Annotated in this window: 14 protein-coding genes; 8 read left to right on the top strand and 6 right to left on the bottom strand. The window is 62.2% G+C overall.

Going from position 1 to position 21,054, the window contains the following annotated elements; genetic code table 11:
* Positions 1–47: 47 nt before the first annotated feature.
* The 5 genes from FHW92_RS03065 to FHW92_RS03045 form a co-directional block, all read right to left on the bottom strand.
* Positions 48–971 (bottom strand): helix-turn-helix domain-containing protein, encoded by a 924-nt coding sequence (locus FHW92_RS03065; RefSeq protein ID WP_168601723.1) that lies wholly within the window; start codon positions 969–971, stop codon positions 48–50.
* A 102-nt stretch (positions 972–1,073) separates the two neighbouring features.
* Positions 1,074–2,438 (bottom strand): AarF/ABC1/UbiB kinase family protein, encoded by a 1,365-nt coding sequence (locus FHW92_RS03060; RefSeq protein ID WP_168601722.1) that lies wholly within the window; start codon positions 2,436–2,438, stop codon positions 1,074–1,076.
* Positions 2,439–2,564: 126 nt separating this feature from the next.
* The gene (locus tag FHW92_RS03055) at positions 2,565–6,050 is read right to left on the bottom strand and encodes a DUF3857 domain-containing protein (RefSeq protein WP_168601721.1); all 3,486 of its coding nucleotides are present in this window, start codon (positions 6,048–6,050) and stop codon (positions 2,565–2,567) included.
* A 339-nt stretch (positions 6,051–6,389) separates the two neighbouring features.
* Positions 6,390–7,631: a cystathionine gamma-synthase gene (gene metB, locus FHW92_RS03050; protein ID WP_168601720.1), complete on the bottom strand. Its 1,242-nt coding sequence runs from the start codon at positions 7,629–7,631 to the stop codon at positions 6,390–6,392.
* Positions 7,632–7,680: 49 nt separating this feature from the next.
* Positions 7,681–8,082, bottom strand: a complete 402-nt coding sequence (locus FHW92_RS03045; protein ID WP_168601719.1) for an Rrf2 family transcriptional regulator — start codon at positions 8,080–8,082, stop codon at positions 7,681–7,683.
* A 132-nt stretch (positions 8,083–8,214) separates the two neighbouring features.
* On the opposite strand from FHW92_RS03045, the gene FHW92_RS03040 reads away from it, so the two are divergent.
* Positions 8,215–8,682: a hemerythrin domain-containing protein gene (locus tag FHW92_RS03040; RefSeq protein ID WP_210428344.1), complete on the top strand. Its 468-nt coding sequence runs from the start codon at positions 8,215–8,217 to the stop codon at positions 8,680–8,682.
* A 39-nt stretch (positions 8,683–8,721) separates the two neighbouring features.
* Positions 8,722–9,936: an NnrS family protein gene (locus FHW92_RS03035; protein WP_168601718.1), complete on the top strand. Its 1,215-nt coding sequence runs from the start codon at positions 8,722–8,724 to the stop codon at positions 9,934–9,936.
* Here FHW92_RS03035 and FHW92_RS03030 read toward each other — a convergent pair.
* On the bottom strand, positions 9,926–10,612 hold the full coding sequence (locus FHW92_RS03030; protein WP_168601717.1) for a helix-turn-helix domain-containing protein: 687 nt from the start codon (positions 10,610–10,612) through the stop codon (positions 9,926–9,928). The two genes, FHW92_RS03035 and FHW92_RS03030, sit on opposite strands and share 11 nt — an antisense overlap.
* Positions 10,613–10,831: 219 nt before the next feature.
* Here FHW92_RS03030 and FHW92_RS03025 point away from each other — a divergent pair, with 219 nt between their 5' ends.
* From FHW92_RS03025 to FHW92_RS03000, 6 genes are read left to right on the top strand one after another with little or no spacing between them, the layout of a single operon-like run.
* The gene (locus FHW92_RS03025) at positions 10,832–13,567 is read left to right on the top strand and encodes an MFS transporter (RefSeq protein WP_168601716.1); all 2,736 of its coding nucleotides are present in this window, start codon (positions 10,832–10,834) and stop codon (positions 13,565–13,567) included.
* Positions 13,564–17,301, top strand: a complete 3,738-nt coding sequence (locus tag FHW92_RS03020; protein WP_168601715.1) for a nitrate reductase subunit alpha — start codon at positions 13,564–13,566, stop codon at positions 17,299–17,301. The genes FHW92_RS03025 and FHW92_RS03020 overlap by 4 nt, the downstream gene beginning before the upstream one ends.
* A complete protein-coding gene (gene narH, locus FHW92_RS03015; RefSeq protein WP_168601714.1) occupies positions 17,298–18,821 on the top strand; it encodes a nitrate reductase subunit beta in 1,524 nt (507 codons plus the stop codon). The genes FHW92_RS03020 and narH overlap by 4 nt, the downstream gene beginning before the upstream one ends.
* Positions 18,821–19,519: a nitrate reductase molybdenum cofactor assembly chaperone gene (gene narJ, locus FHW92_RS03010; protein ID WP_168601713.1), complete on the top strand. Its 699-nt coding sequence runs from the start codon at positions 18,821–18,823 to the stop codon at positions 19,517–19,519. The genes narH and narJ overlap by 1 nt, the downstream gene beginning before the upstream one ends.
* The gene (narI, locus tag FHW92_RS03005; protein ID WP_168601712.1) at positions 19,512–20,216 is read left to right on the top strand and encodes a respiratory nitrate reductase subunit gamma; all 705 of its coding nucleotides are present in this window, start codon (positions 19,512–19,514) and stop codon (positions 20,214–20,216) included. The genes narJ and narI overlap by 8 nt, the downstream gene beginning before the upstream one ends.
* Positions 20,209–21,021, top strand: coding sequence for a peptidylprolyl isomerase (locus tag FHW92_RS03000; RefSeq protein WP_168601711.1), 813 nt, complete (start codon positions 20,209–20,211; stop codon positions 21,019–21,021). The genes narI and FHW92_RS03000 overlap by 8 nt, the downstream gene beginning before the upstream one ends.
* Positions 21,022–21,054 lie beyond the last annotated feature (33 nt).

The following is a 21,054-nucleotide window of genomic DNA, read 5'->3' as shown; positions in this document are numbered from 1 at the left end:
TTGAACGCCCAGCCGCTCTTTGCTTGAACGAACGGAAATGGGACGCCCTATCCCCGGAACCGGGTGGCATAGAAACTGGGCGTTTCGCCAAAGCGTTCGCGGAAACGGCGGCTGAAATGGGCCGCATCGGAAAAGCCCAGCTCATAGGCCAGATCGCTGAGCGAAGCACCGCGCGTTCCCTTGCGCAAACGGTCTGCCGCCAGCGCCAGACGGCGCGTGTTGATATAATCGCTGGCCGTTGTCGCCATTTCGGCAAAGACCATCTGCACCTCGCGCGCGGGTACGCCCAGACTTTGCGCGATGGACCCGGTGCGCAGCGCGCCATTGGCCAGATTGTCCTCTACAAAAGCCAGCACCCTTTCGCGCAGGTCAGCCCCCGCCTCCGGCCTGCTTTCGCGCGTCCGCATGGCATTGGCCAGCAGACGCATCAACACTTCGCCCAAGGCCTCGCTTTCCGCAGGCGTATGGGTGTCGCTCCAGCTCTGGGCGAAAATCGAGGCGATGAAACCGCGCAGCACCCCCAGAGAAGGCGTCCTGTGCCGCAGGATCATGCCGGGCCTTGCGCCGAATTCGCGCAAGGCTTCCCATGGGAAATCGATCACGAACATTGCGTTGCGGTCGGAAATTTCGATGCCATAGGGCTCTTCGGGCGCGCAAAAGGTCAGATCGCCGGAGAAAAGCGCGGCATGGCGGCCGCATTGCTCGGTGGCGCTGAAACCCTGTGACTGGAAATGGATCAGCCCGCGCTCCCCTACGCTTTGCGGCGCGCTGCCCGCCCATCGCCGCACCGAGGAACGCTGCGAAAGCGCAAGACTGAGCCCGAAATCGCCCAGTCGGCACCCGGTCCAGCTGGCATCAATATCGCGCGCGCCATCGACGGTCATGCCCGGAAACATCGCCGCGATCAGATCGTTCCAGTAATCCAGCCTCTCATTGGCGCAAACCGAGCCCGTAGCGTGCTTGATCAGCATCGCGCTCTCCCCCCGTTACCCGATGCGCTCTGACCGGCGCATTTGATGCTTGCCATGCATAGCGGCACCGGCGGCTTTTGGAAAGGCGACGACGCGCGCCTTTCAGTTGCCCGGTGACAGCGAGAGCTCCGGGCTTGCCGCCCCTGCCCCGGATGCAACCGAGCCCAGCGCGGCCTCAACCATATCGCGCAGCGGCAATTGCGCCTTCAGCCTGACCGCCAGCAGCGCGGTTCCGCTCACCTTGCGCTGAACGAACAGAGTGGGCGCGGGGGGCACATGCCATGTGGCGCGGTCGCGCGCGATGCCATCGCCCAGATCGCGCATGTGGCCCACAAAGCTGCGGTCGGCAAAGTCGAACAGGCCCGGCCGGTTGAGGTGGCCGATCATGAAATCGACCATCGCGGCCAGCGCCGGGCGATGCTTCCGGCTCATCGCCTGACCGACAAAGCCGCCTTCAACCAGCGCGTCGATCAGCGCATCGCGATCCCCCGCCAGCCCCGCCGCGAACATCCGCCGATAGGCAGACCGGGTTTCCGGCAAAACAGCCCGCGCTGCGCCGAAATCGAGCAGAACGATGCGCCCGGTCTCGGCCTGCCAGCGATAATTGGCGAAATTCGGGTCGGTCTGCATCGCATCAAAGACAAAGATTTCCTTCAGCACCAGATCGAACAGCGCCGCCATGGCGGCATTGCGCTCCGCCTGTGAAGCCTGAGCCAAAGTTTCGATCGGCGCCCCGGCCATATAGTCCATGACCAGCACATGCTTGCCGGAAAGCTCGGAAACCGGCGACGGGACGATGAAACGCGCGTCGCCGGCAAGCCGTACCCCATAACGGCGCATCTGCTCGGCCTCGCGCAGATAGTCGGCTTCCTCATGCAACTGCAATTTGGCCTCGGCCAGCAAAGGCGCGATGTCGAGCGCATCGGGCAGCAGTCCCGACAGGCGCAGCAGGGTGGCGACATTGTCGATATCGGCATTGATGCTGGTGGCCACGCCGGGATATTGCGCCTTGACCGCCACCTCGCGCCCATCGTGCAAGGCCGCCCGATGCACCTGGCCAATGGAGGCCGCCGCCAGCGGTCGCGGATCAAAGCGGGCGAAGCGCTGCCGCCAATCGCGGCCCCATTCGGCGGTGAGCACCCGGTTAAGTTGGCCTGGCGGCATCGTGTCGCCGGCCTCGCGCAGGCGGGCCAGAATGGAGGCCAGTTCCGGCGGCAACAGATCACCGGCGTCCAGCGAAAGCATCTGCCCCAGCTTCATCGCCGCGCCGCGCAGCCGGGCAAGCTGATCGGCAGTGCGCAAGGCATTGGCCGGGGTCAACAGAACATCGGCCAGTGAAGGCCGCTGACCCTGCGCCAGACGACGCACGCCCTCGGCCAGGGCGCCGCCGACAACGCCGCCCGCCAGTTGGCCCAGACCGGCCAGACGCGCCAGTCTGCCGCTGGGCACAGCACGCGACCGGCTCATGGTGCGACACCGGGCCGGAGCGGCGAATTTGTCAAAGCGTCCTTTTCCATATGCCAGACATGGGGTTGCCCCGGTCGGTTTGCCAGATGGCTGATCGGGCAAGAGCACAGCGCAACCCGTTCAACCTCAGGTGTCCGGCCAGCCCTGCCGCGTTCCTGCATAGTTCACGGGCCGCCCCAGCCTTTTCACGGCAGCCTGCACCTTGGGTGTCTGGAGCGCGCGCGCCACGGTTTGAAGGATGCGCTGACGCCGGGGCGAGAGCATATCCTTGCCTTTGAACACAAGGAGAAGGTCCAGGGTGGAATCCCTCTGATCCTCATCCTCCAAACGGGCGAGGATCTGATCGGCCAGCGCCGCCTCGTCGCCGCGACAGGCCAAAGCCATGGCCATCGCGTGCTGATTGGTGCTCGACTTGGCGGCCATTTTCTCTTCGATCGCGCGCCCTTCGGCCGTCTGGTTCAAAGCGTAGCGGGCGCAAGCCTGATAAGCCCAGATCCACATCCGACCGAAATCGCTGATCCTGTCGCCCGATCCTTTTTCCAGCGCGGCACCGTCATCGAGAATGGCCTGAAACCGTTCTGCGTCATAGAGCACTTCGAGCCGATTGATCGCCATGGAGACCAGCGAGGGATAGCGATCGACACCAAGCGCGAGAACCTTGTCGAGAGCGGCGACGGATTCATCAAATTTGCCCATATGCATCAGCGCATTGGAATAGCTGTTGACCAGCCAGAAACCCTCTTCCTCGGCCGCTTCGATCTTGTTCATATCGGCCACGACGGGCCGGGCCAGTTCGGCGGCGGCCTCATACCGACCCAGCGCGCCCAGCGCCTGCATCTGGCTCTGGATCTTGTCCATGGCGTCGGGCGTTGCCTTCAGGGCCAGCACAGTGCGCGCCAGATCGCGCTCCAGCGCTTTTTGGAAACCATCGCCTGCCTGCCTGTCCAGATCGGGCCACAATGCCTGATAGGTCCGGTTGGAGGACATGGAGGCCAAGGTGGATGCCGGAGGCGATTTGTCCAGCAGCGCGCGCGCTGCGGCCAATTGCCCGCGCTTGGTTTGCGCGGCGATGGCGCAACCCAGGATCTGGTCGCCCATCAGGCTGCGCGGGGTTAATTGCCAGTCCGCAGACACCATGGCGATGCAGAAATCCTGCTTCACACTGTCGCGCTGGGCGGGCGGCAGTTTTTGAATGGTCCGCATCGCCTGTTTCACCCAGGCCAGCGGCATATCCTTCACCACATCGGGCTGAACAGCCAGCGTGCGCTGCAGAACTTTGTTGAAAGTCGGGGCGTCCAGCTGATCCAGCTCGAACGCCAGCCACAGATGGTAGACCGCCGGATTACCGTCATACTGGGCCGTCGCCGCACGCAGCGAAGCCAGCGCCGCCACCGGCCGCCGAAGCTGGGCAAGCAGGCCACCCTTGATCCCTTCCATAATCCCCGCGCCGACCGAGGCCTGGGGCAGCTTGGCAAGGATGGTGTTGGCCAGCGCCAGCGCCGCGCCAGCGCTTTGATCGTCGCCTTTGGTCGAAAGCTCGACAATCTTCTTCAAATCCGCCTGATAGGCGCCCAGCTCAGCGCCGACGGCGGATTTGGGTTCGTCGGCGGTATTGGCCGATTGGTCGAAATGGAATGCAAGACCGGCTTCATCGTCAATCAGCGTCGAGAGATCATAAATCTCCCTGGCCTTGCCGGCGGGCACTTCGTCTTCCAAACCGGTATCCAGCGTGTAGACCATGCGCAGGCCATTATTCACCTGCGTACTGTTGCGGCGGAAATGGATCGCGCCCACCACCTTGTCGATATCATCGGGCATCGCGAGCTTTTTGCCTTTGACGTTCAGCTCGATCACATGCTCGCGCAAGGCGGAAGAAGGCAGACCCAAGGGGTTGCGCCGGGGAGTGACCTGCTTTTCGGGCAAAATATCATCGACATTGTAGGCCTGCGTCACCAATTTTGAAAACAGGCCGTCCTTGTCCCAGTCCGCCTTGGACAGTTCGTAATGCTCCACCATCGTCAGGACATTGGCATCGCGATCATCCCGGATGTCCAGCGTCCGGCTTTCTTTCAAACCGGCATAGCGTTTGCTGTAGAAATTGAGATTGTTCTTGGCGATCCGCGTCGCCCCGCGCGAGGCGACGCTGGCCCGGAAATCATCGGCCCGCTCGTCCGTGTACACCGTTTCCACATCAAACCTGAGCGCAACAGCCGCGTCAGGGTCGATGGCATAGTGCTCCGCAACGGTGACCTTCCCGGCATGTTCGGGAAAATTCGTCATGCGTTCAAGATCGGTCTGTCCGGCCCGCAGCGGCAGGGCATAGCCAAGATCCGAGGGCACGATATTCAGACCGCGTCCGCCGCGATGGGCGCCCGTTGCGTCGATCCATGTCACCTTGCCATCCAGCACCACGCGCACAATCACATGGTCAAACGCCAGCGGCGAGGGCAATTCCTGCTTGAGCGCAAAGCCCGAACTGGTGGAAACCAGCGCAGGCGCCGCTTCTATCCCCAACCGCCGCAAGGCCACCGTCAGCAGCAGCGCCTTATCCTTGCAATCGCCATAGCCGCGTTCAAGGACCAGCCGGGGGCGGCGAGGGACATAAGAGCCCTCCCCGATTTCCTCGCCCACATAGCGGATATTGTCCTGAAGATAGCGCGAAACCTCGGTCAGGCGGTCGGCGGGGGCCGGATAGGCCTTGGCAATGGCGTCCAGCTTTGCCGCAAACTCATCCGTCAGGCTTTCATCGCCAGCATAAAGCGGCATGGCCCATTGGACGACCTGTGACCACTGACTCATCGTCGACCATTCGACCATGCCCCATTGATACGCGGTTTGGGGCACCCATTTTTCGGCATCGGTGGCGGGTGCGTCAGTCTGGGTCCACTCCCATTCCGTCATATTGCCCAGCCTGGTCTGTTTGAAGGCAATGGTGCTGTTCAAAGCGCGAAACTGGGGCTGCATCCCATCGGGCCACAGATAGCGCAGGGCCTGCAACCCCTGAGGATCGGAAAAGCGCTGGGTGGTATATTGAAACCCATGGCCGGGCCAAAGACTGCTGCGCGCATGGGTCGTCACCGCATAATCGACCACATCGCCCACCCGCACGTCGCGCAGGTTGGTGATGGCCTTCATCGCGCCGCTGACGATCCCGTCGTCCAGATCATCCTCCTGCGCCACCAGCCGGAATTTCGCCTCGCCAGTGCGGTCGATCACCTTGCCGTCGCGGATGATATGGACAAAATGAAGAGCAAGCGTTTCGAAATGCGGGTCCACGCTGAAGGAAAGCTGGCCCGCCGCCTCCAGCCCCGCCCTGTTCACCACACGCTTGGCAACGCGCCGCCAGTCATCATGGCCCTGGCCCGTGGTGCGGACCTGAAAATCGGTCAGGACGTAGTAAATGCCACTTTCGGCATTGCCCATTTGCTTGGCCGTCACGTCCTGAATGCTTCGCATTTTCACCCAGTCGGGAACCGCTTCGCGCGTCAGGGCATGGTCAAGCGCCGATTTGTCGGCGCTATCCTGCGCCACCATGGACGTGTCAGGGGAACCCAGAGCCGGCGCCGCCATCACCGAACCGGCAAGCAGGGCGGCCAAGGCCAGATAAGGCATTGAAGACTTTTGCATGATACAGTCGAATGATCCCCTTGGGCAGTGCATTCCTGCTATGACCCAATCGCGCGACTGACAAGTTTTCAGTTATGAAAACGCCGATACGGACCCATTATTTTCTTTGCGTGATCGGAGTTGACGATTTTCGTTGCCTTGAAACCTATTGCGAAACACAAACCAAAAAGGTTGGCACAAGAGAAAGCACAAAGGCGCGGACAGCGGAACCATCGCGCCCAACACTCCGCTCCACGGATTGCGCAGCACGAAGCATAGGCGATATTGCGCAGATATTCCTGAAAAGCGGCCAGCACGGCCCGGTACCTTGAAACCCGCCGGGCGCTACCGCTCGCTTCTCCGCGCATTTTCCGCCCTGGCCAGTTCTTCATGGCGGCAAAGCGGGATCGTCGCATCAGCGCTCGCCTCCAAGGCGCGCCCAAGGTCGGCCAGCAGGTCGTCGCCATGCTCCAATCCGACCGAAAGGCGCAGCAGACTGTCCTTTATCCCTGCCGCCTGACGCGCTTCCTTGCCCATATCGGCATGGGTCATGGTGGCCGGATGCGCGATCAGGCTTTCAACGCCGCCAAGGGACTCGGCCAAAGTCAGCACCGAAATATGGGCCACGAAGCGGCGGACCGCTGCCTCGCCCCCGGCCAGTTCAAAGCTCAGCATCGCGCCAAAACCCGTTTGCTGCGATCCGGCCAGTTTATGCCCGGCATGGGACGCCAGACCGGGGTAATGCACCTTGGCAACAGCAGGGTGACTGTGCAGAAATTTGGCAATTGCCATGGCGGTGGCCTGCTGTTGCCGCATCCGGGCAAACAGGCTGCGTAGCCCCCTCAATGTCAGCCAGGCATCGAAAGGCGATCCGGCGGTGCCGATCACATTGCACCATTGCTTGAGGGAAGCCGCCGCCTGCTCCTGCGCCGCAATGACCGCGCCGCCGATGACGTCCGAATGGCCGTTGAGAAATTTCGTTGTCGAGTGAACAACATAATCCGCACCCAGCGAAAGGGGGCGCTGAACCGCCGGGGACAGAAAAGTGTTGTCCACCACGACCTGCGCGCCAACGGCATGCGCCATCCGGCACAAGGCGGCAATGTCGACAATGCGCATCAAGGGATTGCTGGGCGTCTCGACAAACAGCAGGGCCGCGCCCCGCCCAAGGGCATCCGATACGGCATCGAGATCGGACTGATCCACAAAGGCGAGCTGAAAATGCCGCCGCGCCGCTCTGGCCTTCAACAGCCGCATCGTCCCGCCATAACAATCGTGAGGCGCAATCACCAGATCATCGCCCGACAATTGCCCCAGCACCAGATCGATGGCCGCCATGCCGCTGGAGGTCACCACCGCCCCGGCCCCGCCTTCCAACCGGGCCAAGGCATCGCACAAGAGGTCGCGCGTCGGATTGCCCGCGCGGCCATAGTCATATCGGCGGGCCTGATCAAAACCGGCAAATTCATAAGTGGTCGAAAGATACAGCGGCGGGGCAACCGCGCCAAAGGCCGGGTCCGTCGCGACACCATGGCTGGCCGCGATGGTTTCCCTGTGCAGTGGGTGATCGTGGCGGTCTTTTGTCATGCCTGCACTCCTGTCCTGATAGCGGCCTGAAACGCCGCGTGACGCCAGATCATAGGGCTATGCTGGCCAGACTATGCTTGTCGAGGTCGGCGTAAAAGGCTCGCTCGGCGGCAATCAGGCGAAACTTCAACCGGCATTTGCCGTCGAGCGAACAATCCCGCTCGCCCCCCGTGGCCAGACAGTCCACCAGCGCTTGTCCGTCCTCAAGCCGGCGAATGATGTCTCCCAGCGAAATCTGATCGGGCGAGCGCGCCAGAATGGCCCCGCCCCCGCCCCCACGCCGCGTTTCGACAATGCCCATCTGCGCCAGCTTCTGAATGATCTTGGCCAGATGATTGCGCGGCAGGCCCAGTTCCTCGGCCATTTCGCCCGTGGAAAATACCCGCTCGGGCGCGCGCGCCATGCGCATCAGCATCCGCAGTCCGTAATCGGTAAAAGAGGTCAGGCGCATGGCCAAATCTTTCGACTGATGAATTGGTATTTACAATACCTATTAACAGGCGTAGCCATCCCTTGCAAGGCCGGACAGGCTCGATTCCAGCCAAACGGCTCATTGTCTCCCAATGAATTGGAGCAACAAATCGTGACCGACACCCTCATGATCGACCCGGTGGCGCTGACTCATCACATCGAACAGCATTTTCACGCGCGCCATCGCGAACAATTCCCGCAACTCATTGCGTGGGCCGAAAAAGTCGAAGCCGTTCATGCCGATCAGAGCCAGGCTCCCCATGGCCTTGCCGCCGCCCTGCGCCGCTTCTTCGGTGAGCTGGACGAGCATATGCGCAAGGAAGAGCTTATCCTCTTTCCAGCCATGCGGCAGGGCGGGATGCCGGGCATCGAACATCCGATCCATGTCATGCGCGCCGATCACGCCGGGCATATCGAGGAGGCTCAGACCATCCGCAGGCTGGCGGGCGATCTCATCCTGCCCGAAGGTGCCTGCCGCACATGGACCATGCTCTATGAAGACCTTGGCCAATTCCTGTCCGATTTTGGTGATCATGTGCGGACCGAGAATGAGACGCTCTTTCCGCTGTTCGAGCATTAAGCCCGATTGCCATATCCCGCATATCCAAGGGGCAGCAACGTGAGCAACACCGCCGATCAGACTCGCCCGTGGCAAGGCCCCGCGCTCTTCAGCTATGGTTTCCGCCCCTTCTTTCTGGGCGCTGGCCTATGGGCGGGGCTGGCGATGGCGGTATGGATCGGCATGCTGACGGACCTGTTTGCCCTGCCCACCGGTTTTGATCCGATCAGTTGGCACGCCCATGAATTTCTCTATGGCTATCTGGGCGCGGTCATCGCCGGTTTTCTGCTGACCGCCGTTCCCAACTGGACCGGCAGGCCACCGATTATGGGCTGGCCGCTGGTCGGGTTGTTTTCGCTCTGGATGCTGGGCCGTATCGCCATTGCCGTGTCGCAGATGTTGTCTCCGATTTGGGTGGCGGCGGCGGATCTGGCGCTGCCGGTGGTCTTGTCCCTCGTCATCGCGCGGGAAATCATTGCCGGGCGCAATTGGCGCAATCTGGGCGTGCTGGTGCTTCTGGGCATTTTCACGCTGGGCAATGCGATGTTCCATTGCGAGGCGGCCCGCCACGAATTTGCCGCTCAGGGACAAGGCCTGCGGACCGGTGTGGCGGCAGTCATCATGCTGATCGCCCTCATTGGCGGCAGGATCATTCCCGCCTTCACCAAAAACTGGCTGATCCGCAACCGGCCCGGCCGCATGCCCACCCCTCCCGAACAGGGTTTCGACAGAATCGCGCTGGCAGTGCTGTTGGCGGCCGTGCTGGCGTGGATCGCGGCGCCCTCATCCCACCTGACGGCTCTGGCGCTGGCCGCGGCGGGCGTGCTGCATCTGCTGCGCCTTGCCCGATGGGCCGGGGATCGCACGCTTAGCGAGCCGCTGGTCTGGGTGCTGCATCTTGCCTATGCCTTCCTGCCGGCTGGTGCGCTGGTTATGGCGGTTTCGGCGGTTGCTCCTGCCCTTGCCACCAATGCGGCGGGGCAGCATTTGTGGATGGCCGGTTGCATCGCCATGATGACGATGGCTGTCATGACGCGGGCCACGCGCGGGCATATCGGCCATGAACTGGCCGCCGACCGCGCCACCACGGCGCTTTATCTGGCCTTGTTTGCGGCCGTTATGCTGCGCTTTGCCTCCGGCATGATCCCGCAATGGGGCTCGGCGCTGCATGACCTTGCCGGGATCGCATGGATTGCGGGTTTTGCCGGGTTCTGCCTGCGCTACGGACCGATGCTGACAAACCGGCGGGAGGACCGGGGCCCGCTCAATCGCTGACCGCATCCGGCCGCGAAAATGCCTCCAGCGCAGCGCGGTCGGTGATCGTGATCTGCGCCCCATCGGTGAGGGCGCCATGTTTGGCCAGCACGCCAAAGCCACGTGAGAGGTTCTCAGGTGTCATGCCCAGCAGCGAGGCCAGCAACCGCTTTTCAGCGCGCAGCACGACCCGCCCATGCCCGCCCTGACGCCGTTCCTGCTGAAGCACGAGATTGCCCAACCGTTCGGCCGACTGGCGCAGCTTGATATCGGTCAGCGCCCGCACCAGATCCCGATAGGCCAGCGCCAGTTCCCGCATGGTGGCCTCCATCAGATTGTGATCCTTGCGGACAACTTCGCGGATCAGCGCGGCAGGCACCAGAAGAATGCGCGAGGACACCAATGTGCGCGCCGACATCAGATAGGGCATGTCTGTGACAACAGCGGCAAGGATGAAGCTGGACACCGGCTCAACGATGCGCATCGTCGTGTCGCGGCCCGCGCCGCTGGTATAAAGCTCGGCCATGCCGTCGATCAGGACATGTAGGAAATCGGCCCTCTGCCCCAGCTCGAACAGGGTGAGCTGAGGGGGAAATACCTGCAGGAACGAGCCGGAAAAAATCCGTTCGCGTTCGCTTTCCGCCATTTCCCGAAACAGTGGCAATTGGGCAATTTCAGGTCTTTCGGCAGCGCGCATTCCTCAAGCCTCTCCTTAGGGGAAGGCCCGGATCATACAGTCTTTCTTGATAATTATCAAGCGCTCTTCTGATCCAAATTCATCCATAAAATCACCAATATTAACTGGTTTTGATTTAGTCGCGCCCTCCCAATAAAAATTGATATGCATCAACTAAGCAGTGGGGCAAGTCGGCAAGGCCTATCCGTGAAATTCGATTCAGGGACGGAGCAGACCATCATGTCCTCGCACGTGAGATCGCTGGGCAATGACCCCCAAAGAGCCTTGGGGCTGAGCACCCTTGCCTTTGCCGTCTGTTTCGCTGTGTGGACGATCTTTGGAATCATCGGCATCCGGATCAAATCCGAATTGGGGCTCAACGACACACAATTTGGCCTGCTGGTCGGAACCCCGATCCTGACCGGTTCGCTGCTGCGGCTGCTGCTGGGCGTCTGGACCGACCGATATGGCGGGCGGGCGGTCTTTGCCGTTACCATGCTGGCATCGGCGGTCTCGACCATGCTGCTCACCTATGCCGTCAGCTATCCGGCAATGCTGCTGGCAGCCCTCGGGCTTGGGCTGGCCGGTGGCGGTTTTGCGATTGGCGTTGCCTATGTGTCGAAATGGTATCCGCCATCGCGCCAAGGCGCCGCCTTGGGCTTTTTCGGCATGGGCAATGTGGGGGCCTTCATTACCCAGAGCGCCGCGCCCTTCGTCATGGTGGCGTTTGGCTGGCAGGCGGTGGCGCGGATCTGGGCGCTGGCCTTGGCCGCCACGGCTGTTCTGTTCTTTCTTCTGGCCAAGGATGATCCCGAACTGGCCGCCCGGCACAAAACCGGCGCGCGCGCCAAAGGACTGGCGGAACAGTTGCAGCCGCTCGGAAACGAGCAGGTCTGGCGTTTTTCGCTCTATTACTTCTTTGTGTTCGGCGCCTTTGTGGCCCTCGCCTTGTGGCTGCCCAAATATCTGATCGGCGTCTATGGCCTCGATGTCAAAGCCGCTGGCGTGCTGGCCGCTACCTTCAGCCTCTCGGCCAGCCTGTTCCGGGCCTATGGCGGCATCCTGTCCGACCGCTATGGCGCCCGCCGCATCATGTATGCCACCTTTGGCGTCTCGCTGCTGCTGCTCTTCATGCTGTCCTATCCGACCACCGATTACGTCATCCACGGCATCAAGGGCGACATCCGCTTTTCCACCTCGATGGGGCTGGTTCCCTTCGTCCTAACGGTCTTTGTGCTTGGTTTCTTCATGGCGCTGGGCATGGCCGCCGTCTTCAAGCATATCCCGGTCTATTATCCCGACCATGTCGGCCCGGTGGGCGGGCTGGTGGGCATGGTGGGCGGGCTGGGCGGGTTCGTGCTGCCCATCGTCTTTGGCGTGGTCAGCGATCTTACCGGGATCTGGACCAGTTGCTTTGCCGTGCTGTTCCTTCTTGTGGGCGTGGCTCTTGCCTGGATGCATGGCGCGATCCGCCAGATGGAGCGCAAGGCCAACCGGATCGACCCGCAGGCCCTGCCGCAATTGCCCGAGATGATCGGCCTGCACGATCCTGTCCGTCATGCACCGCCCACCACCGGCAGGGTGCTGGCCGACTGGCGTCCCGAAGACCCCGCCTTCTGGGCGGCCAAGGGCGAAGGCATCGCCCGGCGCAATCTTTTCCTTTCCATCCCCGCCCTGCTTCTTGCCTTTGCGGTGTGGATGGTCTGGTCCGTGGTCGTGGCCAAACTCCCCCTCATCGGGTTTGACTACACCACGGACCAGTTGTTCTGGCTTGCCGCGCTGCCCGGACTGTCGGGCGCGACCTTGCGGATTTTCTACAGCTTTATGGTGCCGGTTTTCGGCGGCCGCCTGTGGACAACGCTCAGCACGGCCTCATTGCTGATCCCGGCCTTTGGCATCGGCTATGCTGTGCAAAATCCCGGCACGCCCTATTTCATCTTTCTCGTTCTGGCGCTGCTTTGCGGGTTTGGCGGCGGCAATTTTGCCTCCTCCATGGCCAATATCGGCTTTTTCTTTCCCACATCGCGCAAAGGCAGCGCGCTGGCGCTCAATGGCGGGCTGGGCAATCTGGGCGTTTCGGCGATGCAGTTTCTGGTGCCGGTGGTCATCACGGGCGGCGTGTTCGGCACTCTTGGCGGCGAACCGCAACTGACCGGCACGGGCGCCCGTCTCTGGCTGCAAAACGCCGGATTTGTCTGGGTTCCCTTCATCATCGCCTCCAGCCTGCTGGCATGGTTCGGCATGAATGATATCGCCGATGCCAAGGCCACCTTTGCCGAACAGGCGGTGATCTTTCAGCGCAGGCACACTTGGCTGATGTGCTGGCTCTACACCGGCACTTTCGGGTCCTTCATCGGCTTTTCCGCCAGCCTGCCCTTGCTGGCCAAAAAGGAATTTCCCGACGTCGACGCGCTCAAATATGTGTGGATCGCGCCGCTGGTGGGTGCAATCAGCCGGGCCGCCACCGGCTGGGTGGCCGACCGATGGGGCGGGGCAAGGGTCACGCTATGGGTCTTCATGGCCATGATCGCGTGCACTTTCGGGGTCATGTATTCCCTCGATGCCAAGGACTTTGGCGGCTTCCTTGCCATGTTCATCTTCATGTTCTTCGTCACCGGCATCGGCAATGCCTCGACGTTTCAGATGATCCCCAACATCATGCGCCTCGAAACACCGCGCCTGATGCCCGAACTCGGCCCGGTCGAGGCGGAGAAACAGGCGGGCAAGGAAGCCGCCGCAATCGTTGGCTTTACCTCGGCCATTGCCGCCTATGGCGCCTTCTACATTCCCAAGGCCTTTGGCACCTCGATCACCTTGACCGGCAGCCCCCAGCCCGCCCTGTGGGGATTCCTGCTCTTTTACATCAGCTGCGCCGGATTGACCTGGTGGGCCTATGCGCGCCGCAGCGGCCTGCTCCACGCCGCCGAGCATGGCCTGCCCTCCCCCCTTTCACAGACCCAAGGAGCCCCCGCATGAGCCATTTGCTCGATCGCCTGACCTTCTTTCGCCAGAAGAAAGAACCGTTCTCGGGCGGGCATGGCGTGACCACTGGCGAGGCCCGCGACTGGGAGGACAGCTATCGCCGACGCTGGCAACATGACAAGATCGTGCGCAGCACCCATGGGGTGAACTGCACCGGGTCATGCAGCTGGAAGATCTACGTCAAGGGCGGGATCATCACCTGGGAAACCCAGCAGACCGATTATCCGCGCACACGCCCCGAACTGCCCAATCATGAGCCGCGCGGTTGCCCGCGCGGAGCCAGCTATTCGTGGTATATCTATTCGGCCCAGCGGCTGAAATATCCGATGATCCGCAAGCGCCTTGTCCGCCTGTGGCGCGAGGCGCGGCGCCATCTGCCGCCCGTGGCCGCATGGGCCGCGATCCAGAACGATCCGGTCAAGCGCAAGAGCTATACCGCCATTCGCGGTCATGGCGGCTTCGTGCGCTCCACATGGGACGAGGTGAATGAGATCATCGCGGCGGCCAATGCCTATACGGCGCGAACCTATGGGCCGGACCGGGTGGTCGGCTTTTCGCCCATCCCGGCCATGTCGATGGTCTCCTATGCCGCGGGGGCGCGCTACCTGTCGCTGCTGGGCGGCACCTGCCTGTCCTTCTATGACTGGTATTGCGATCTGCCGCCCTCCAGCCCGATGACATGGGGCGAACAGACCGATGTTTGCGAAAGCGCGGATTGGTACAACGCGGGCTTCCTGATGCTGTGGGGCAGCAATGTGCCGCAGACCCGCACGCCCGACGCCCATTTCATGACCGAGGCGCGTTATCGCGGCGCCAAGGTGGCCGTGGTCAGCCCCGATTATGCCGAAGCCACCAAATTCGCCGACCTCTGGCTCAATCCCAAGCAGGGGACGGATGCGGCGCTGGCGCTGGCGATGGGCCATGTCATCCTGCGCGAATTCCACCTCGACCGGCAGGCGCCCTATTTTGAGGATTATTGCCGCCGATATTCGGACATGCCGATGCTGGTGCGGCTGGTCCAACAGGATGGCCGTCTGGTGCCCGAACGCCTGCTGCGCGCTAGCGATTTTGCCGATGGTCTTGGCGAGAGCAACAATCCGGAGTGGAAATGCGTCGCCATCGACGAGGACAGCGACGATGTGGTCGCCCCGTCCGGCACCGCCGGTTTTCGCTGGGGCGAGAAGGGCAAATGGAACCTTGAGGAAAAGGACGGCAAGGGCCGAGAGGTCAAGCTGCGGTTGACCGCCATTCTGGACAAGGATCACGACGAAGTCGTCGATGTGGCCTTTCCCTATTTCGGCAACCGCGAGCATGACCATTTCGCCGGGACCGACCATCCCGACATTCTGCCCCGGCGCGTCCCGGTGCGCCGGATGGAGCTGGTCGGGGGCCGAGCCTATGTGGCGACGGTGTTCGATCTGCTCTGCGCCAATTACGGGCTGGATCGCGGTCTGGGCGGCGATTTCGTCGCGCGCGATTATGGCGAAATGACGCCCTATACCCCGGCTTGGGCGGAAAAGATCACCGGCATTCCGGCCGATCACATCATCACCACCGCCCGCGAATTTGCCGCCAATGCCGAGGCGACCAAGGGCAAATCCATGGTGATTCTGGGGGCCGGCCTCAATCACTGGTATCATATGGACATGAATTACCGGGGGATCATCAACCTTCTGGTGATGTGCGGCTGTGTGGGGCAATCGGGGGGCGGATGGGCGCATTATGTGGGGCAGGAAAAGCTGCGCCCGCAAACCGGCTGGGCGCCGCTGGCCTTCGGGCTCGATTGGGCGCGCCCGCCGCGCCACATGAACGGGACCAGCTTCTTTTACGCGCATACCGACCAATGGCGCTATGAAACGCTCGATGTCGGCGAAATTCTCTCGCCCACCGCGCCCAAAGGCGATTGGGACGGCAGCCTGATCGATTACAATATCCGCGCCGAAAGGATGGGCTGGCTACCCAGCGCGCCGCAGCTCAAGACCAATCCGCTGGAGGTCGGCAAGGCAGCGGCGGCCAGCGGCATGGAGGCCAAGGATTATGTTGCGGGCGCTCTGAAATCGGGAAGGCTGGAAATGTCCTGCCTTGATCCCGATGATCCGGCCAACTGGCCCCGCAACATGTTCGTCTGGCGCTCCAACCTGCTCGGCTCATCGGGAAAGGGGCACGAGTACTTCCTCAAACACCTGCTGGGCACCGCCCATGGCGTTCAGGGCAAGGATCTGGGCGAGGCCGGGCGGCAAAAACCGCGCGAGGTCACATGGCATGACGAAGCGCCCAAGGGTAAGCTCGATCTGCTGGTCACGCTCGATTTTCGCATGTCCACCACCTGCGTCTATTCCGACATCGTGCTGCCCACGGCCAGTTGGTATGAAAAGGACGATCTCAACACCTCGGACATGCATCCTTTCATCCATCCGCTTTCGGCGGCGGTCGATCCGGTGTGGGAATCGCGCAGCGACTGGGACATCTACAAAGGGCTGGCCAGGAAATTCTCCGAAGTCGCCCCCGAAGTGCTGGGGGTGGAGCAGGATGTCGTGCTTACCCCCATCCAGCATGACAGCGCCCATGAACTGGCCCAGCCCTTTGACGTGGCCGATTGGGGCGCGCGCCAGTGCGAGCCGGTTCCGGGCAAGACCATGGCCACGGTAGCGGTGATCGAGCGGGACTATCCCAATCTCTACAAGCGTTTCACCGCGCTTGGCCCGCTGATGGACAAGCTGGGCAATGGCGGGAAGGGCATCGCATGGCCCACGGCGCAGGAAGTCGAAAACCTGCGCCAGTTGAACGGCACTGTGCAGGAGGAAGGGCCGACCAAGGGCATGCCGCGCATCGACACCGCAATCGATGCCGCCGAAGTGTTGCTGATGCTGGCGCCCGAAACCAATGGTGAAGTGGCCGTCCGGGCATGGGCGGCGCTGTCGGAAAACACCGGCAAGGACCACACCCATCTGGCGCGGCCCAAGCAGGAGGAGAAAATCCGCTTTCGCGACATTCAGGCCCAGCCGCGCAAGATCATCTCTTCGCCCACATGGTCGGGGCTGGAAAGCGAGCATGTCTGCTACAACGCCGGCTATACCAATGTCCACGAACTGATCCCCTGGCGCACGCTGACCGGTCGCCAGCAATTGTATCAGGATCACAAATGGATGCTGGCCTTTGGCGAGGCGCTGTGCGTCTATCGCCCGCCGATTGACACGAAGGCGGTCAAGCCCATGCTCGACCGGGCCGAGGGCCAGAAACATGTCGTGCTCAACTTCATCACCCCGCATCAGAAATGGGGCATCCATTCCACCTATACCGACAATCAGCTGATGCTGACCCTCTCGCGCGGCGGCCCCATCGTCTGGATGAGCGAGATCGATGCCGCCAAGGCCGGGCTGGTCGACAATGACTGGGTGGAAACGTTCAACGCCAATGGCGCACTGGTCGCCCGCGTGGTCGTCTCGCAACGCATGAAGGAAGGCACACTGTTCATGTATCATGCGCAGGAAAAGCATGTGAACATGCCCGGATCGCCCCTGACCGGACAGCGCGGCGGCATCCACAATTCCGTGACCCGCGCGATCCTGAAACCCACCCATATGATCGGCGGCTATGTCCAGCAGGCCTATGGCTTCAACTATTACGGCACGGTGGGGTCGAACCGCGATGAATTCGTGATCGTGCGCAAGCTGGAAAAGGTGGACTGGCTTGAAGGACCGCTGGCCGAAGGGGAGCATGCAGCATGAAAGTTCGCGCGCAAATGGGCAAAGTGCTCAACCTCGACAAATGCATCGGCTGCCATACCTGCTCGGTCACCTGCAAGAATGTGTGGACCAGCCGCGAAGGGCTGGAATATGCTTGGTTCAACAATGTGGAAAGCAAGCCGGGCGTCGGCTTTCCCAAGGATTGGGAGAACCAGAAGCGCTGGAACGGCGGCTGGGAATTGCGCCACGGGCGGCTGCAACCGCGCATGGGGGGCAAATGGCGGCTGCTGGCCAAGATTTTCGCCAATCCCGACCTGCCTGAAATCGACGATTACTACGAGCCTTTCACCTATGATTATGCCCATCTGCAACAGGCGGGTGAAAGCAAGGCCTTTCCCACCGCCCGCCCGCGCAGCCTGATTTCGGGGCAGCGGATGGAAAAGATCGAGGGCGGTCCCAATTGGGAAGAGATCCTTGGCGGCGAATTTGCCAAGCGTTCGGCCGATTACAACTTTGAAGGCGTGCAGAAGGAAATCTATGGCGAGTTCGAAAACACGTTCCTGATGTACCTGCCGCGCCTATGCGAACATTGCCTCAATCCCACCTGCGTGGCCGCCTGTCCCTCCGGCTCGATCTACAAGCGCGAGGAGGACGGCATCGTCCTGATCGATCAGGAAAAATGCCGGGGCTGGCGCATGTGCGTCTCGGGCTGTCCCTATAAAAAGATCTACTTCAACTGGAAAAGCGGCAAGAGCGAGAAATGCATCTTCTGCTATCCCCGGATCGAGGCGGGCCAGCCTACGGTCTGTTCGGAAACCTGCGTGGGGCGCATCCGCTATCTTGGCGTGATGCTTTATGATGCGGACCGGATCGAGGAAGCGGCCAGCGCGGAAAATGTCGAGGATCTTTATCAGGCCCAACTGGATATCTTTCTGGACCCCCACGATCCCGACGTCATCCGGCAGGCCCGCGCCGATGGCGTTCCCGAAGCATGGCTGGAGGCGGCACGCCATTCGCCGGTCTGGAAAATGGCGATGGAATGGAAAGTCGCCTTCCCACTGCACCCGGAATATCGCACCCTGCCGATGGTCTGGTATGTGCCGCCCCTCTCGCCCATCAATGCGGCGGCCAGCGCGGGCAAGATTTCGTCCCATAACGGGATGCCCGACGTTCGCAGCCTGCGCATTCCGGTCAGATATCTCGCCAATCTGCTGACGGCGGGCAAGGAGGCGCCGGTGATCGACGCGCTGGAGCGGATGCTGGCCATGCGCGCCTATATGCGCGCCAAAACGGTCAAGGGTGTGATCGAGGAACCGATCGCGACGGGTGTGGGCCTGTCGGCCGCGCAGATCGAAGAGATGTACCGGATCATGGCCATCGCCAATTATGAGGATCGGTTCGTGATCCCCAGCGGCCACCGCGAGGATGCCGAGGACATGTATGACGAGCGCGGCGGCGGCGGTTTTTCCTTCGGCAACGGCTGCTCCGGCGGATCCTCGCAAACCAACCTGTTTGGCGCCCCTGCCCGCAAGAAACTGCAAACGCCCTCGGAGGTGTTCTGATGCGTCACACTCTGCTCATCCTCTCGCACCTGCTGCGCTATCCCACCGAAGGCCTGCAACAGGCCGCGCCCGAACTGCTGGCCACGCTCGAACTGGACGGCGTGCTGGAAAGCGGCCAGATCGGGCAGCTCGAACCGCTGATCGCGGCCATCGTCGATGAGGAACTGCTCGATCTTCAGGAGCGCTATGTCGGCCTGTTCGATCGCGGCCGCGCCATTTCGCTGCATCTGTTCGAACATGTCCACGGCGAAAGCCGGGACCGCGGACAGGCGATGGTCGAATTGCGCAGCCGCTATATGGCGCAGGGCCTTGAAATCACGGCCAATGAATTGCCCGACTATTTGCCGATGTTCCTTGAGTATCTCTCGTGTCTTCCCTTGCCGCAGGTGCTCGAGGAACTTGCCCAGCCCGGACTGATCATCGAGGCTCTGGCAGAAAGGCTGGCCGAACGCGATGCGCTCTATGCCGCGCCGATGCGGATCCTGTCCGGGCTGGCCGGGGCAACGGGATCATCGGCCTCCCTCGCGCCGGCCGATGATCCCGAGGATCTGAGCGCTCTCGACGCCATCTGGGAAGAGCAGCAGGTCCGCTTTGACACGCCGACACCTGCCGCAGGCGAAGGCGAATGCCCGAAAGCGGCCGCCATGGTCGCCCGCCTGCACTCTCCCGCGCTTGAGAGGAACCGGAACCATGGCTGATTTCATGCACCACCTGCTCTTTGGCATCTATCCCTATATCGCGCTGGCCGTTTTGGCGGTGGGTTCGGTGATCCGTTATGATCGTGAACCCTATTCCTGGCGCGCGGGGTCCAGCCAGTTGTTGCGCCGCAAGCAGTTGATCGTCGGCTCGGTGCTGTTTCATGCGGGCGTGCTGATGATCTTTGCCGGGCATCTGGTCGGCCTGCTCACCCCCATTGCCATCTGGGATGCGCTGGGCGTGTCGCATGGCGCCAAGCAATTGCTGGCCATGAGCGCGGGCGGGGTTGCGGGATGCATGGCTATCGCGGGCGCCAGCCTGCTGATCCACCGGCGCTTTTTCGACTCGCGTGTGCGCGCCGCCTCCAGTTTCAGCGACAATCTGGTGATCCTGCTGCTCTGGACGCAACTGGCGCTGGGTCTGTCCACCATCCCGGTTTCGGCGCAGCATCTCGATGGCCACGAAATGGTCAAGTTCATGGCATGGGCACAGGGCATTTTCACCTTCCGCGCCGATGCCGCAGCGTCAATCCGCGATGTGGCGGTGGTGTTCAAACTGCATCTGATGCTTGGGCTGACCATCCTGCTGATCTTTCCCTTCACGCGCCTCGTGCATATGCTGAGCATGCCGGTCCGCTATGTCTGGCGGTCGGGTTATCAGGTGGTGCGCTCGCGCAAACTGGCGGCTCATCATGGCTGACGCGCCCGAGTATCCGCGTGTGGCGGTGAACGGCAGGGAAATCGCGCCTGCAACTATTGCCGCCGAAACGCAGCATCATCCCGCCGCCACCGCCCATGAGGCCCGCAGGGCGGCGGCGGAAGCCCTGGTCATCCGCCAGTTGCTGCTCGATGAGGCCGACAGGTTGAACATTGTGGCGAATGGCCTTGTCGATGCCGAAGGGCGCCCGCTGTCGGAGGAGGAGGCCAGAATCGAGGCCCTGCTGGCCTGCGAGGTCAAAACGCCGCAGGCCGACGAGGCCACCGCCAGACGCTATTACCAAACCCATCGCGCCCGCTTCCGCTCGCCCCCGATGGTCGAGGCCGAACATATCCTCTTCGCGGCCGATCCGGCTGATGCCATGGCCTATGGACTGGCCACCAGCGATGCACGCGGGGCGATCCGCCATTTGCAGGACAGGCCGGAAACCTTTGCCGAGCTGGCCCGGCGCCATTCGGCCTGCCCCTCCCGCGATCAGGGCGGCAAGCTGGGGCAGATCACGCCCGGTGCGCTTGTGCCCGAATTCGAAGAGGTGCTCTTCGCGCTGGAGGCCGGGGCGCTCCACCCCGTTCCGGTCAAAACTCGCTTTGGCCTGCATGTCATCCGCGCCGGGCGGCGCCAGGAAGCGCGCGACCTTCCGTTCGAGGCCGTCTCGCGCCAGATTATCGAATATCTCGAGGAAGCCAGCTGGCGGCGGGCCATGGCGCAATATGTCGGCCTGCTGGCGGGCCATGCCGAACTGGAGGGTGTTTCGATCGCAGGGGCATCGGGATCATTGGTGCAATAAGAGCGACGAAGCGAAAGCGGCTGATGAATGGCA

Origin of the sequence: Novosphingobium sp. SG707, from assembly GCF_012275515.1 — a bacterium.
Taxonomy (GTDB): domain Bacteria; phylum Pseudomonadota; class Alphaproteobacteria; order Sphingomonadales; family Sphingomonadaceae; genus Novosphingobium.
This window is presented reverse-complemented; position numbering and strand designations above follow the sequence as displayed.